Below are 13,237 nucleotides of genomic sequence, written 5' to 3' on the forward strand. Positions count from 1 at the left end.
CGCTGGCCGAGCATGAAGCCGGGTGTGAACGAGTCGGCGTTGAATTCAGCATGATCGCCCTCAGTGTGTCTTGCGGTTCAGGAGCTCTTTCGGGTTAAAAACATCGCATCGCCATAGCTGAAGAAGGCGTAGCGCTCGGCCACGGCTTCGCGATAGGCCGCCATGGTCGACTCGTACCCGGCAAAGGAAGACACAAGCATCAGCAGCGTCGACTCGGGCAGGTGAAAGTTGGTGATCAGGGCATCCACGCAGCGCCACTCGTAGCCCGGGTAGATGAAGATATCGGTCTCGCCGCTGTAGGGGGCGATCTCGCCGTCGCTGCTGTTGGCGCAGGCGCTCTCCAGGCAGCGCACGCTGGTGGTTCCCACTGCTACCACGCGGCGACCGGCGGCGCGGGCGGCTCGCACCTTCTCGCAGGCGTCCTCGCCCACGTCGATCCACTCGCTGTGCATCTGGTGTTCGCGGATGTCGTCGGCGCGCACCGGCTGGAAGGTGCCGGCGCCCACGTGCAGGGTGACGAAGGCACTGTCGATGCCTTTCTCTGCCAGGCGTTGCAGCAGCGGTTCGTCGAAGTGCAGCCCGGCGGTGGGGGCTGCCACGGCGCCGTCGCAGCGCGCATAGACTGTCTGGTAGCGCTCGCGGTCGGCCAGCTCGTCCTCGCGGGTGATGTAGGGCGGCAGCGGCATATGGCCATGACGCTCCAGCAGCGCGATCAATGGCGTCTCGCCGAGGAAGCGCAGCTCGAACAGCGCATCGCGGCGGCCCTCGACTACGGCATGGATGTCGCCCTCGAAGACCAGCTCTGTGCCGGGCTTGGGCGACTTGCTGCTGCGCAGGTGGGCCAGGCCGCGGTGGGCGTCCAGCGGACGCTCCAGCAGCATCTCCACCTTGCCGCCGCTGGCCTTGTGGCCGTGGAGTCGCGCGGGAATCACCCGGGTGTCGTTGAACACCAGCAGGTCGCCGGGCTCGAGTAGCTCGAGCAGGTCGACGAAGCGCCGGTGGGCCAGCTCGCCGCTGGCGCCATCCACGCACAGCAGGCGGCAGTCGCTGCGCTGTTCGGAGGGGTAGCGAGCGATCAGATCCTCGGGAAGCTCGTAATGGAAATCGGCGCGCTGCATGCAGGTTCGGTTCCGCAGGAAAGGTCGGCAGAAGCGGCTGGCGGGCAGCCGGACAAGCCCGCAAGGATACCGAAAAATGGCCGCGTCGTCAGGCATCCCGATTGACCTGCGGTGAAGGCCACGTATAATGCACCGCGCTGCCGGCGTGGCGGAATTGGTAGACGCAGCGGATTCAAAATCCGCCGGGTGCAAGCCCTTGTCGGTTCGAGTCCGACCGCCGGTACCACTTGAAAAACAGTCGCTTACGAGCGACTGTTTGCGTTTCTGATCCTCTGCTTTCTCGACTTTTTTGCTGGTCCAAAATCCCAAACCACCTCCATCGCTATGATAATGTGATGCAGTGGCGATATCGGCGGGGGTGCGAGCATGGGGATGGAAGATCGGGAGGAGAGCTGGAAGGAGGGGGATCGGCGTGAGGGCCGGCCGCCGCCGGGGTGGTTGAGGCGTGGCCGCGCAGGCGCCGACGAGGAGTTCGCGGATGAGGCGGGCTTTCCACCCCGGGCGCATCAAGGGAGGAGCCGCGCGGTGGGAAAAGCCGAGCGGCGGGGCTTCCATGTGGTCAGTTTTCTCATCGGCTGCGCGGTGACCTTCGCCCTGCTGATGGTGGTGCTCAACCTCAGTCCGGAGGCGCTCTACGTGCCCTTCGAGGTGACCCGCAGGGCGCTGGAGACCCTCGGCGTGATGTGATCCTTCCGCTATTTCCTTGATGTGCCTCAGTATCGACGTCATGCTGGCGGCTATACTGAATTACGAGGAGTGCGTCATGGGTGTGAAGTGGTTCGCCGCAGCATTGATCGTGCTGGGGGTAGGTTTGACCCTGTTCGGCTTTCAGACCCAGAATCCGGCGCTGTTCGTCGGACTGACGCTGGCCGTGCTGGGCGTCGTGGTGATCCTGACGAGCCGCCGAAAACGATCGTAAGTGCCTGACAAGGCCCGCCGTCGGGCTTATCATGTCGCTATCGTTACAGTCCTTCTCCCCAATGCGGGCGAAGGGCTGTTTTAGTTGTAGGGTTGCCAGCGCGTTCATCTGCGCTGATCGACCAATAAGGAGGTCAACATGTCACCCCGTCCACCCATTCTCATCAACCGTCTGGATGCCGATCGCTTGCAGCGCCTGATCGACCAGGCAGACGACAAGGACCGCTTTGTCGCCGACTGCCTTGAAGAGGAGCTCGAGCGGGGCCAGGTGGTCGACCCGGAAGAGATTCCCGAGGATGTGGTCAGCATGAACAGCCAAGTGCAGTTCACCGACCTGAACCGTAACCGGCAGATCATCCGCACCCTGGTCTACCCCCACGCCCTGGCCAAGACCGAAGACGGCATCTCGGTCATGGCACCCATCGGCGCAGGGCTGATCGGCCTGCGTATCGGTGACGTCATCGACTGGCCGCTGCCCGGCGGTGGCGAGACCAAGCTGCGCATCGATGCCATCCTGTGGCAGCCGGAACGGGAAGGGCAGTTCCACCGTTGAGATGGATGAGCGGCGCTGCCAAGGCAGCGTCGAGTGTATCGAGGAGAGGTTAAGGATGCCGTTTTCGCTATGGATGTCGCTGGTGGCGGTCTGCGCCATGGGGGCCATGTCCCCCGGACCCAGCCTGGCACTGGTGCTGCGCCATACCCTGGGTGGAGGTCGCGCGCCGGGGGTAGTGGCAGCGCTTTTCCATGCGCTGGGAGTGGGCTTCTATGCCCTGCTGACGGTGTGGGGTCTGGGTGCGCTGATCGTGCGCTACCCGACCCTGTTCCAGGCGATCACCTGGGCGGGCGCGGCTTACCTCGCCTGGCTTGGCATCAAGGCACTGCGCGCCGGGCGGGCCGGGGCCCTGGAAGCGACGGGCATGGCCACGACCCGGAGCCAGGCGGCGCGGGAAGGCATGCTGGTGGCGCTGGGCAATCCGAAGCTGATCCTGTTCTTCATTGCCTTGCTCAGCCAGTTCGTCACCCCGGACATGAGCCTGGCGGCCAAGGCGATCATCGTGCTCACCGCCATGATCATCGACGGCGGCTGGTATGTGCTGGTGGCGGTGTCGCTGACCCACTCCCGGGTGCTTCCCTGGCTTCAGAGCCGCGCCCACTGGATTCATCGCATCACCGGCGTGATGCTGCTGGCCCTTGCCCTGCGGGTGGTGGTCGGCCCGCTTGGCTGACAGCGTTGACAGCCGTCCCGGCCGCGCGCGGGGGATAATGGTAGCCTCAAGGCTATTCGAAAGCGGAAGCCCCCATGGACGTTTTGTCGATAGAAGAGGAGGACCGCGCCCTTGCCGTGGTCCTGGACGAGGACCCCGATGTGGTGGCTGTCCTGTCGCTCCAGCTACATGTGCTGGGCATGGAGAGCCGCTGCTATCGTCGGGCCGATGTCCTGCTGGAAGAGATCGACGAGTGCGAGCCTCAACTGGTCATCATGGGGCTGGAATTCGGCGATCCTGACGGGATTGCCCTGTTGCGCCTGCTGGCCGAACGACGCTATGCCGGCTGGGTGCTGCTGCTGGGTGGCGTCGAGCGCAAGATCTCGCGAATTGCCGAGCGGGTGGGACACACCCTGGGCCTGCAGATGCTCGGCTCGCTGGACAAGCCGATGCGGATGACCGAGCTGCGCCAGCGGCTGGACCGGCTGCACCTGGGGCGCAAGCCGGCCATCGCGCCCGAGGACGACCCCTTCTTCTCCGCCGCGGAGCTCGACCGAGCCCTGGAACGGCACGAACTCACCCTTCACTACCAGCCGCAGTTCGAGCTTGCCACGGGCCGGTTGAGCGGCGTCGAGGCGCTGGTGCGCTGGTCGCATCCCGAGATCGGCCTGATCGGGCCGGCCAGCTTCCTGCCCATGCTCACCGCTGGCCAGAGCCGGCGGCTCACCTGTCACGTACTCGAGCAGGCGCTGGCCGATGCCGAGCAGTGGGCAGGCATGGGCGTGGTGCTGTCGCTGTCGGTCAATGTTACCGCCGATGACCTGATGGAGTCGCAGCTGCTTTCGCTGACGCGCCACCGCCGGCCGGGCGAGCCGCCGCTGGTGGTGCTCGAGATCACCGAAACCGCGGCCATGGACGACGAGCTGCTGGGCTCGGAAATCGCCGCCCGGCTGCATCTCAACGGGATGGAAGTGTCGGTGGACGACTTCGGCGTGGGCTTCTCGTCGCTGTCGCGGCTGCAGATGCTGCCGATCAGCGAGCTCAAGATCGACCGCAGCTTCGTGCGCAACCTGCAGCAGGACTCCCAGGATGCGGCAATCGTCGAGGCGGTCGCCCTGCTGGGGCGTCGCCTGGGTATCCGGGTGGTGGCCGAAGGGGTCGAGGAGCTCGACTGCCTGCCGACCCTGGCCCGCTTCGGCTGTACCCATGTGCAGGGCTTCGGCCTGTCGCGGCCTGTGCCCGCCGACATGATTCCCGAGCTGGCCTCGGATCAGTCGCCGATCCGTGCCAGGATCGCGGCCAGCGGGGCGTTGGCCGGCAACACGCCGTAGGCCGGGCTGGCCTCCACACCGAGGCGCGAGCGGCAGAAGGTCTCGGCCACCTCGTCGGGGGCATGGCGCAGCAGCAGTGAGGCCTGCAGGCACTGTGCCAGGCGCTGGGTCAGCCAGCGTGCCCTGGCCTCCAGGGCATCGGAGGGCAGCGCCAGCTCACGCTCCAGCCCGGCCAGCGCCAGGTCGAAGTCCGGTTGCTGTCCCCGAGCCGCGGCCAGCTCGGCCCGCAGCGCCTCGATCGACTCCGGATGCCGGGCCAGTACCCGCAGCACGTCGAGGCACATCACGTTGCCCGACCCCTCCCAGATCGAATTCACCGGCGCCTCCCGATAGAGCCGCGCCAGCGGCGACTCCTCCACGTAACCGATGCCTCCCAGGCACTCCATGGCCTCGGCCATGAACCCGGGTCCGCGCTTGTTGTGCCAGTACTTGGCCAGCGATGGCAGCAGCCTGGCCAGGGCGGTTTCATGCTCGTCGCCCTGGGCGCCCCCGTCGAAGGCGCGAGCGGTGCGCATGGCGAGGGCGACGCCGGCCTCCACCTCCAGCGCCAGGTCGGCGAGGACGCTGCGCATCAGCGGCTGCTCGGCCAGTGCCTTGCCGAAGGCGTGTCGCTGCCGCGTATGGTGCCAGGCTTCCGCCAGGGCCTGGCGCATCATGCCCACCGGCGCGGTGGCCGCGTCCAGGCGGGTCTGCTGCACCATGCCGATGATGGTGGCCACGCCGCGTCCGGGCTCGCCCACCGGCGTCGCCCAGGCGCCGCGATACTCGATCTCGGCGGAGGCATTGGCGCGGTTGCCGCACTTCTCCTTGAGCCGCTGCAGCTCGATGGCGTTGCGCTCACCGTCCGGCGTGAAACGCGGCACCAGGAAGCAGGAGAGGCCGGCCTCGGTCTGTGCCAGGGTGAAAAAGGCGTCGGACATCGGCGCGCTGCAGAACCACTTGTGACCGGTGAGCCGCCAGCCCTCGCCGTCGCGCTCGGCGCGGGTGGTGTTGCTGCGCACATCGCTGCCCCCCTGCTTCTCGGTCATGGCCATGCCGAAGGTCAGGCCCTGTTTTTCCGCGGCCGGCAGGGGGCGGGGATCATAGGCACTGGCCAGCAGCCCGGGTGCCCAGGCGGCCGCCACTGTCGAGCTGTGGCGCAGCACCGGCATGGCGGCATGGGTCATGGTCACCGGACAGCAGAAGCCCGGTTCGGCCTGGGTCAGCAGGTAGAGGGCGGCGACATGGGCCTGGTGGCCGCCGCGGCCCTCCTCCTGCCAGGCCACCGCATGCCAGCCGCCCGCCATCGCCATCGTCATCAGCTCGTGGTAGGCGGGGTGATAGCGCACCTCGTCCAGGCGTCGGCCGTGGCGATCGAAGAGTCGCAGCTCCGGTGGGTGGCGGTTGGCTTCCTCGCCCAGGGCGGCGACTCGGGTGCTGCCGGTGTCGCGGCCCAGGGGGGCGAGGCGCTCGGCGACCCACGGCGGGGCTTCCCTGGCCAGTGCCTCGCGCAGCGGCAGGTCCGCGGCGAGCAGGTCCCGGTCGCCCCGGGGGGCGGGCTGGTTGAGCACCTCGTGGGTCGCCATGCGGGTTCGGGGGAACGGACTGTCCATGACGGTGCTCCTTGCGGTCGGTATTTTGGGGAACTGTTCCGAAGCATGGTCAGTGCATCGGACCGGGTCAACGTGACGTCGGGCGTGACGACGGCGGCACCACTGGGTAGGCTTGTGACTCGATCCTGCGGAGATGACCGTGACGGCCAAGCCCCCTCTCGACCCGACACTGCCGGCGCCCCGTGTGGCCGATGAAGCCATCCAGTTGGTGGACGCCCGCAACCGGCCCTGTGGCAGTGCGCCCCGGGCGCTGATGCGTCGCTTCCAGTTCTGGCACCGGGCCACCTACGTGGTCGTTCTCAATCGCCACGGCGAGATCTGCGTGCAGCGCCGAACCCTGGCCAAGGAGGTGTTCCCCGGCGGACTCGACCTGGCTGCGGGCGGCGTCGTCGGTGCCGGTGAGGCCGTGCATGTGGCGGCGTGCCGTGAGCTGGCCGAGGAGTTGGGCATTCGCGGCGTGCCCCTGCGTCATGCCGGGGAGTTTTGTCATGACCGGGGCGGCAACCATATCTTCGGCAGTCTTTACCTGGTCGAGTACAGCGGCCCTCTTACCCTGCAGGTGGAAGAGGTTGCCGACGCCTTCTGGTGTTCACTCGAGGAGGCGCTGGCGCTGGACGGGGTCACGCCGGACACCCGCCAGGCCGTGGAGGCGTTGATTGCGTCCGGCTGGCTGGAGGCGGGGCGATGAACGCGCTGGCGGCGGCGCAGAGCCTGGAGGCCATTGCCGCCACCCTGGATCGGGTGGTGCTGGGCAAGTCCCGTGAGGTGCGCCTGGCCCTCTGCTGCCTGCTCTGCCGCGGCCATCTGCTGATCGAGGATCTGCCGGGACTGGGCAAGACCACCCTGGCCCAGGCACTGGCTCGTGTCACGGGGCTCGACATGCAGCGGCTGCAGTTCACCAGCGACCTGCTGCCCGCCGACGTGCTGGGGGTGTCGGTCTTCGACCCGCGGGAGGCGAGCTTTCGCTTCCACCCGGGGCCGATTTTCCACGGCCTGGTGCTGGCCGACGAGATCAATCGCGCCACCCCCAAGACCCAGAGCGCACTGCTCGAGGCGATGGAGGAGGGACAGGTCACCGTGGAGGGGGAGACCCGCGCGCTGCCCGACCCCTTTTTCGTCATCGCCACCCAGAATCCCCAGGATCAGGCCGGCACCTTCGCGCTGCCGGAATCGCAGTTGGATCGCTTCCTGATGCGGCTATCGCTGGGCTATCCCGACTTTCGCGCCGAGCGCGACATCCTGCGCGGCCTGGCGGGGCGCACCCGGCTCGATGATCTCTCTGTGCTGTTGGATGGCGAGAGCCTGCGCCACTGGCAGGCGAAGGTTGCGACGATTCATGTCTCCGACCGGGTACTCGACTATGTGCAGTCCCTGGGACGTGCCAGTCGCGAGCATCCGGAGCTGGCCTGGGGGCTTTCCACCCGGGGGTTGCTGGCGCTGGTACAGGCAGCACGTGGCTGGGCGCTGCTGGCGGGGCGGGATCATGTGCTGCCCGAAGACGTCCAGGCCGTCTGGGTGCCGGTGGCCGGCCACCGCTTGAGCAGCGGCCACCGGGAGGAGGGCGAAGCACTGGCGGCGCACCTGCTCGGACGCGTGCCGGTAGCGGCCTGAACATGACCACGGCCCACACCGCAGCCTCGGAGGCAGCCACACGGGGCGTCGGCAAGCCGGGAGCCGGCAAACCGAATGCTGGAAAGAAAAAGCGCCTGCGCGACTGGCTCGGTCGACGCCTGACAATCGCTCCCGGTGAGGCCCTGCCGCAGCGTCGGCTGTTTCTGATTCCCACCCGCTTCGGCCTGGGCTGGATCGCCCTGGTGGCGGTGCTGCTGCTGTTCGGCGTCAACTACCAGAACAGTCTGGCCTACGCCCTGGCCTTCTGGCTGGCGGGGCTGGCAATGGTTGTGTTGGTGCGAGCCTGGCGCAATTTGCTGGGCGTCACCGTGGAGCTGCAGTTGCCCCGGGAGGCCTTTGCCGGACACGAGGCACGTCTGCAGGTGATACTCAGGGCCGCCCGCCCACGAACTGCCATCGGCCTTGTGCTGGACGCCCATGAGACCACGCTGCCGGGCCTGGAGAACGAGGCCTCGGCAAGACTTCCCTGGCGGCCCGGGCAGCGTGGTTGGCAGCTGCCGCCCACCCTGCGCCTGGAGTCCTGCTGGCCGCTGGGGCTGGTGCGGGCAGTGGCCTGGGTGCAGCCCACCGACGGGCTGCTCGTCTACCCCGCACCGCTCGAGGCGGCGGGGGCGGAGCATCGTCAGCTCGGCGCAGGGCTGGACGCCACCGATTTTGCCGGGCTGAGGCGCTTCGAGCGCGGCGATAGCGCCACGCGAGTGGCCTGGAAGCAGTGGAGCCGCAGCGGCATCCTCACCACCAAGGTTTTCAGCGTGCCGCCTCGCCAGCAGCTGTGGCTGGATTACGCCAACTGTCGGGGCAGCCCCGAGCGGCGTCTGTCACTGCTCTGTGCCCGAGTGCTGGCGCATCACAGAGCCGGCGACCATTACGGCCTGCGGCTGCCGGGGCTGGAGCTGCCCTTGGCGGAGGGCGAGCGTCAGCGGCGCGCAGCGCTGGAGGCGCTCGGCCTGTTTCAGGCCGGTTCGACAGGAGGGCTGGACCAGTGATCGCAAGAGGCTGGCTGGCACGTCGCCAACGGCCCCGCCCGGAGGCGGCGGTGCTGGCCGACGGTCGCGAGCTTGGTGCCGCGATGCTTCGGCGCCTGGTCATTGGCCAGTGCCTGGTGCTGGCGCTGCACCTTGCCTGGATGCCGATCTGGCTGGTGGCGCTGGCACTCGGCGTGGCGGCCTGGCGTTTTCTGGAGCTGCGTCAACGGTTGCCCCCGGCCGGGCGTGTATTGCGCCTGGGCGGAGTTGTCGCGCTGTTGGGCGCCCTCTGGCTGCACTATGGCGTCATGTCTCAAATGGAAGGGCTGATCGGGCTGCTGCTGGGCGTCTACCTGCTCAAGCTGCTCGAGACCCATGATCGGCGCGGCGCCCGGGTGGTGGTGGTGATCGGCATCATCGCGACCGGGGTGGCCTTCCTGCACGATCAGGGGATACCGATGGCACTGGGTGCCCTGGTGGCGCTGGGCTGGCTGCTGCAGTCGCTGAACTGGCTGGCCGGCGCGCCGGACGCTCGCCGCGCCTGGGGCGAAACCGCATGGCTGCTGCTCTATTCGGCGCCGCTGATGGTGGTGCTGTTTCTTGTATTTCCTCGGCTGGGACCGCTATGGAGCATGCCACAGATGGATCGTGCCTCCACCGGACTTTCCGATGAGGTATCGCCGGGGGATATCGCTCAGCTCTCGCGCAGCGATGCCCGTGTCTTCCGCGCGGCGTTCGACGGCGAGGAACCGGCGACTCACGAGCGCTACTGGCGGGTCTATACGCTCTCCGGCACCGACGGTCGGCGCTGGTTCCGGGCGCCCCCCGACGAGCTGGCCGCGACCCTGGGGCTAACCGAAGCCAGCTTCGCTCGCCAGGGGCGACGCTCGCCCTGGGTGGACGAGGCGGCCGGTGAGGGGCGCTTTCGCGCCGAGCTGCTGCTGGAACCCGACAGCCGCCCCTGGCTCCCCTCGCTGGGCACGCCGCTGGCCACTGACAGCGAACAGCGCTATCTGGCCGATGGCACACTGGAGCGGCTTGCTGCGGAGGGTTCGCGCAGCCTGCTGCGCCTGGAGAGTAGCGGGGCGGCTCCGGCCAATGCCGACCCCGCCGGCGACGCCTGGAACACCATGCTGCCGAACCGGGCCAACCCCCGTACCCGGGCGCTGGGCGAGCGGCTGTGGCAGGAGAGCGGTGGTGACAAGCATGCCTTCCTGGCGGCAGTCATGGCCCAGTTCGGCGAGTCCCCCTTCCGCTATACCCTCATGCCGCCGCGCCTGAACTCCCGTCATCGGGTCGACGAATTCCTGTTCGAGAGCCGTGCCGGCTACTGCACCCACTATGCTTCGGCCGCCGCGACCCTTATTCGTGCGGCGGGGATTCCGTCGCGCCTGGTAGTCGGTTTTCTGGGCGGTGAACGCCATCCGGATGGCTATTTCACCATTCGCGACTACGATGCCCACGCCTGGGTCGAGGTGTGGCTCGACGGCGGCTGGCAACGCCTTGACCCTACGGCCGCCATTGCCCCCGAGCGTATCGAGCTGGGGCCCCAGGCCGTCGAGGGAAGTGCCGAGACCTTCCTGGCCGACTCGCCCTTCTCCTCGCTGCGACTGCGTGAGCTGGACTGGGCCAATCGCCTGCGGCTGCGTTGGGAAAATCTCGAGTACCAGTGGCAGCGAGGCGTCATCGGTTACCAGCGAGAGGCGGCCAGGTCGTTCATGCAGCGCCTCGGCGAGCGGCTGGAGGTGGGGTACGGCTGGCTCATGGCGCACCTGCGCTCGGCACCCTGGGTGGTCGTTGCCTGGCTGAGTGGCGCGGTGCTTGCGCTGGTGGGGATGGCATGGCTGCTGCGATTGGGCTTGCGCCAGCGCCGCTGGCGTAATGAAAGCGCCATGCTGGAATATCTTCAGGAGCGGCTGGCTCGTCTTGGCCTGGGGCCTGTCTCCGGCGAGACCCCTGCCGGCCACCTGCGGCGTGTCGCCTCGACGTGCGGCCCTGCCAGTGGTGCCCTTGAGGCGGTGGTCGAGGAGTACGAACGTCTTGCCTATGCACCGCTGAATGAAGCGGATCGGCGTGCCGGCCTGAGACGACTACGACAGGCGGTCCAGAAGGTCCGGCGGCGCTTGCCCAAGGCGCGATATCGAATTCGCCGGGGTGGTGCCGCGAGGGAGGACGTGGCATCGTAATCAGGTGTCAGCAAAGCAGACGACCCATGGCCATTCACGAGCACGACTGTCGCACTCATCGCGGCGAACCCTTCAACTTGCAGGCCCTCAAGGGGCAGGTGCTGTTGATCGTCAACGTGGCGAGCCGGTGTGGCTACACGCCTCAGCTACGTGAACTGGAGCGGCTTTATGGCCGCTACCGCGATCGTGGCTTCACCGTGCTGGCCTTTCCCTGCAATCAGTTTGCCCGGCAGGCCCCGGAGTCAGCGCTGGACTTCTGTGCCATGAGTTCTTCCCAATACGGTGTCACCTTTCCCATCATGCAGAAGGTCAAGGTCAACGGCTCACAGGCGCATCCGCTCTTCAAGGAGCTCAAGCAGCATGCGCCGGGGGTGCTCGGCACCACGCTCATCAAATGGAATTTCACCAAGTTTCTGGTGGGCCGGGATGGCCGGGTAATACGACGCTTCGCCCCAGGTGAGGGCCGTGATGTGCTGGCGCTCGCCCTGGAGGAGGCTCTGGATGAGACCTGAGCCTAACGGGGTGCCTCACCGCGCTCGAGCATCACGCGCATTATCAGCTCATTCCAGCGGTGACGGGTCATCATGGTGGTCAAGCCGGAGAATAGCGCCCAGCTCTTGCGTCGCCAGCCCGTCAGCCGCATGTTGTGGGCTACCAGGCGCTTCATGAGCTGGAGGTCATCGAACTTCCGCCATTCACTGGCGACCGACATCTGAGTGCGCGCCAGCACCGGTGCCAGCTCCAGGCGAAATATCCACTCCAGCTCATGCAGCGTCAGGTCGTGGCGCTGTATCACTTCCACCATGTGTGCATAGTCGCGTTCACCGGGTTCGCGGTCCAGCCATAGTGGCGCCAGTGCCAGCCACAGCTCGCCGCGTTCATCTACCAGCGTCTGTGCATCCATTGTTCTCTCCTGACTGCGCGTTACCCGGGAAATGCATCCTGCCCCACTCGAGGGCCGGGCTCAAGAGCGGACAGGAGAGATAACGACCGCTAGAATGCCACCACTGCCCACTCAATCTGCCCGATATCGCCGTGCCGGTGGCGGGCAATCGACAATGAGGTTAGACGTGATCATCAAACCCAAGGTTCGCGGTTTCATCTGCACCACCACCCACCCCGTCGGCTGCGAGAAGAACGTACTCGAGCAGATCGAGGCGACCCGTGCTCGAGGACTGGACCCGTCCGTGGGTCCGAAAAAGGTGCTGGTGATCGGTGCCTCCAGTGGCTACGGCCTGGCAGCACGGATTACCGCCGCCTTCGGCTATGGCGCCGACACCCTGGGCGTGTTCTTCGAGAAGGCGGGTAGCGAGAAGAAGCCCGGTACTGCCGGCTGGTACAACTCCGCCGCCTTCGACCGGTTCGCCAAGGCGGAAGGTCTCTACAGCAAGTCGATCAACGGTGACGCCTTCTCCCATGAGGCTCGCGATAAGGCCATTGAGCTGATCCAGCAGGACATGGGACAGGTCGACCTGGTGGTCTACTCGCTGGCATCGCCGGTGCGCAAGCTGCCCGATAGCGGCGAACTCAAGCGCTCCAGCCTCAAGCCCATTGGCGAGACCTACCGTGCCACCGCCATCGATACCAACAAGGATGTGATCATCGAGGCCGAGGTCGAGCCTGCCACCGAGCAGGAGATCGAGGACACCAAGGCGGTGATGGGCGGTGAGGACTGGGAGCTGTGGATGGATGCCCTGGACCGCGCCGGCGTGCTGGCACCTGGCGCACGCAGCGTGGCGTTCAGCTATATCGGCACCGAGATCACCTGGCCGATCTACTGGCACGGCGCCCTGGGCAAGGCCAAGGAAGACCTGGATCGTGCCGCCGGCGAGATCGACAGCAAGCTCAAGGCTGCGGGAGGAGGCGCGAACGTGGCGGTGCTGAAGTCAGTGGTGACCCAGGCCAGCGCTGCGATACCGGTCATGCCGCTCTATATCGCCATGGTCTACAAGATCATGAAAGAGAAGGGCCTGCATGAGGGCACCATCGACCAGCTCAACCGGCTGTTTGGTGATCGGCTCTACTCAGCCCAAGGGCAGGGCGGGCAATTTGATACTGATGATGCCGGTCGCCTGCGCCTCGACGACTGGGAGCTGCGCGACGATGTACAGCAGGCGTGCAAGGAGCTATGGCCCAAGGTGACCACCGAGAACCTGTTCGAAATTACCGACTATGCTGGATACAAGCATGATTTCCTGAAGCTGTTCGGGTTTGAGCGCGATGACGTGGACTACGATGCCGATGTGAACCCGGACGTGACCTTCGATGTCGTGAGTTTGTAGGGTCTGCG

At 66.8% G+C, this 13,237-nt stretch carries 14 protein-coding genes and 1 tRNA gene; 12 read left to right on the forward strand and 3 right to left on the reverse strand.

Annotated elements, in window-relative coordinates; translation table 11 throughout:
- Positions 1-77: 77 nt before the first annotated feature.
- Positions 78-1,118 carry a tRNA preQ1(34) S-adenosylmethionine ribosyltransferase-isomerase QueA gene (queA, locus tag KZO25_RS12390; RefSeq protein ID WP_223137198.1) on the reverse strand — a complete coding sequence of 347 codons (1,041 nt, stop codon included), beginning with the start codon at positions 1,116-1,118 and terminating at the stop codon, positions 78-80.
- Between the two features lie 139 nt (positions 1,119-1,257).
- On the opposite strand from queA, the gene KZO25_RS12395 reads away from it, so the two are divergent.
- The 6 genes from KZO25_RS12395 to KZO25_RS12420 all read left to right on the forward strand — a co-directional run bounded on the left by KZO25_RS12395 (position 1,258) and on the right by KZO25_RS12420 (position 4,572).
- Positions 1,258-1,344 (forward strand) — tRNA-Leu (locus tag KZO25_RS12395).
- A gap of 140 nt (positions 1,345-1,484) precedes the next feature.
- Positions 1,485-1,805: a hypothetical protein gene (locus KZO25_RS12400; RefSeq protein WP_066444017.1), complete on the forward strand. Its 321-nt coding sequence runs from the start codon at positions 1,485-1,487 to the stop codon at positions 1,803-1,805.
- 76 nt (positions 1,806-1,881) lie between these two features.
- Entirely contained in the window at positions 1,882-2,037 is a 156-nt protein-coding gene (locus tag KZO25_RS12405; RefSeq protein ID WP_158509917.1) for a hypothetical protein, read from the forward strand.
- 138 nt (positions 2,038-2,175) lie between these two features.
- On the forward strand, positions 2,176-2,589 hold the full coding sequence (gene rnk, locus KZO25_RS12410; RefSeq protein WP_066444021.1) for a nucleoside diphosphate kinase regulator: 414 nt from the start codon (positions 2,176-2,178) through the stop codon (positions 2,587-2,589).
- A gap of 55 nt (positions 2,590-2,644) precedes the next feature.
- Positions 2,645-3,262, forward strand: a complete 618-nt coding sequence (locus KZO25_RS12415) for a LysE family translocator (RefSeq protein WP_144439592.1) — start codon at positions 2,645-2,647, stop codon at positions 3,260-3,262.
- Between the two features lie 74 nt (positions 3,263-3,336).
- Entirely contained in the window at positions 3,337-4,572 is a 1,236-nt protein-coding gene (locus tag KZO25_RS12420) for an EAL domain-containing protein (RefSeq protein WP_223137199.1), read from the forward strand.
- On the opposite strand, the gene KZO25_RS12425 is transcribed toward KZO25_RS12420, so the two are convergent.
- Positions 4,512-6,164 (reverse strand): isovaleryl-CoA dehydrogenase, encoded by a 1,653-nt coding sequence (locus KZO25_RS12425; protein WP_223137200.1) that lies wholly within the window; start codon positions 6,162-6,164, stop codon positions 4,512-4,514. The genes KZO25_RS12420 and KZO25_RS12425 overlap by 61 nt on opposite strands.
- Positions 6,165-6,303: 139 nt before the next feature.
- On the opposite strand from KZO25_RS12425, the gene KZO25_RS12430 reads away from it, so the two are divergent.
- Genes KZO25_RS12430 through KZO25_RS12450 form a run of 5 tightly spaced genes read left to right on the forward strand, consistent with a single transcriptional unit; the run spans position 6,304 to position 11,459 of the window.
- A complete protein-coding gene (locus KZO25_RS12430) occupies positions 6,304-6,852 on the forward strand; it encodes an NUDIX hydrolase (RefSeq protein ID WP_316935700.1) in 549 nt (182 codons plus the stop codon).
- Positions 6,849-7,775, forward strand: coding sequence for an AAA family ATPase (locus KZO25_RS12435; RefSeq protein ID WP_066444053.1), 927 nt, complete (start codon positions 6,849-6,851; stop codon positions 7,773-7,775). Before KZO25_RS12430 ends, KZO25_RS12435 begins: the two co-directional genes overlap by 4 nt.
- Before the next feature lie 2 nt (positions 7,776-7,777).
- Entirely contained in the window at positions 7,778-8,782 is a 1,005-nt protein-coding gene (locus tag KZO25_RS12440; RefSeq protein WP_223137202.1) for a DUF58 domain-containing protein, read from the forward strand.
- Positions 8,779-10,947 (forward strand): DUF3488 and DUF4129 domain-containing transglutaminase family protein, encoded by a 2,169-nt coding sequence (locus tag KZO25_RS12445; protein WP_223137203.1) that lies wholly within the window; start codon positions 8,779-8,781, stop codon positions 10,945-10,947. Before KZO25_RS12440 ends, KZO25_RS12445 begins: the two co-directional genes overlap by 4 nt.
- A 26-nt stretch (positions 10,948-10,973) precedes the next feature.
- Positions 10,974-11,459, forward strand: a complete 486-nt coding sequence (locus tag KZO25_RS12450) for a glutathione peroxidase (protein ID WP_066444061.1) — start codon at positions 10,974-10,976, stop codon at positions 11,457-11,459.
- Positions 11,460-11,461: 2 nt separating this feature from the next.
- Here the strand turns inward: KZO25_RS12450 and KZO25_RS12455 are convergent, their stop codons facing one another.
- Entirely contained in the window at positions 11,462-11,851 is a 390-nt protein-coding gene (locus KZO25_RS12455; RefSeq protein ID WP_066444064.1) for a hypothetical protein, read from the reverse strand.
- A gap of 166 nt (positions 11,852-12,017) precedes the next feature.
- Here KZO25_RS12455 and fabV point away from each other — a divergent pair, with 166 nt between their 5' ends.
- Positions 12,018-13,229, forward strand: coding sequence for an enoyl-ACP reductase FabV (gene fabV / locus KZO25_RS12460; RefSeq protein ID WP_223137204.1), 1,212 nt, complete (start codon positions 12,018-12,020; stop codon positions 13,227-13,229).
- Positions 13,230-13,237: the final 8 nt, after the last annotated feature.

Source organism: Halomonas sp. ANAO-440 (assembly GCF_019915905.1).
GTDB lineage: Bacteria > Pseudomonadota > Gammaproteobacteria > Pseudomonadales > Halomonadaceae > Halomonas > Halomonas chromatireducens.

Excerpts from the sequence above, each read along its gene's own strand:
- queA (WP_223137198.1), bottom strand. The coding sequence starts at position 1,118 with ATGCAGCGCGCCGATTTCCATTACGAGCTTCCCGAGGATCTGATCGCT.
- KZO25_RS12400 (WP_066444017.1), top strand. The coding sequence starts at position 1,485 with ATGGGGATGGAAGATCGGGAGGAGAGCTGGAAGGAGGGGGATCGGCGT.
- KZO25_RS12405 (WP_158509917.1), top strand. The coding sequence starts at position 1,882 with ATGGGTGTGAAGTGGTTCGCCGCAGCATTGATCGTGCTGGGGGTAGGT.
- rnk (WP_066444021.1), top strand. The coding sequence starts at position 2,176 with ATGTCACCCCGTCCACCCATTCTCATCAACCGTCTGGATGCCGATCGC.
- KZO25_RS12415 (WP_144439592.1), top strand. The coding sequence starts at position 2,645 with ATGCCGTTTTCGCTATGGATGTCGCTGGTGGCGGTCTGCGCCATGGGG.
- KZO25_RS12420 (WP_223137199.1), top strand. The coding sequence starts at position 3,337 with ATGGACGTTTTGTCGATAGAAGAGGAGGACCGCGCCCTTGCCGTGGTC.
- KZO25_RS12425 (WP_223137200.1), bottom strand. The coding sequence starts at position 6,164 with ATGGACAGTCCGTTCCCCCGAACCCGCATGGCGACCCACGAGGTGCTC.
- KZO25_RS12435 (WP_066444053.1), top strand. The coding sequence starts at position 6,849 with ATGAACGCGCTGGCGGCGGCGCAGAGCCTGGAGGCCATTGCCGCCACC.
- KZO25_RS12440 (WP_223137202.1), top strand. The coding sequence starts at position 7,778 with ATGACCACGGCCCACACCGCAGCCTCGGAGGCAGCCACACGGGGCGTC.
- KZO25_RS12450 (WP_066444061.1), top strand. The coding sequence starts at position 10,974 with ATGGCCATTCACGAGCACGACTGTCGCACTCATCGCGGCGAACCCTTC.
- KZO25_RS12455 (WP_066444064.1), bottom strand. The coding sequence starts at position 11,851 with ATGGATGCACAGACGCTGGTAGATGAACGCGGCGAGCTGTGGCTGGCA.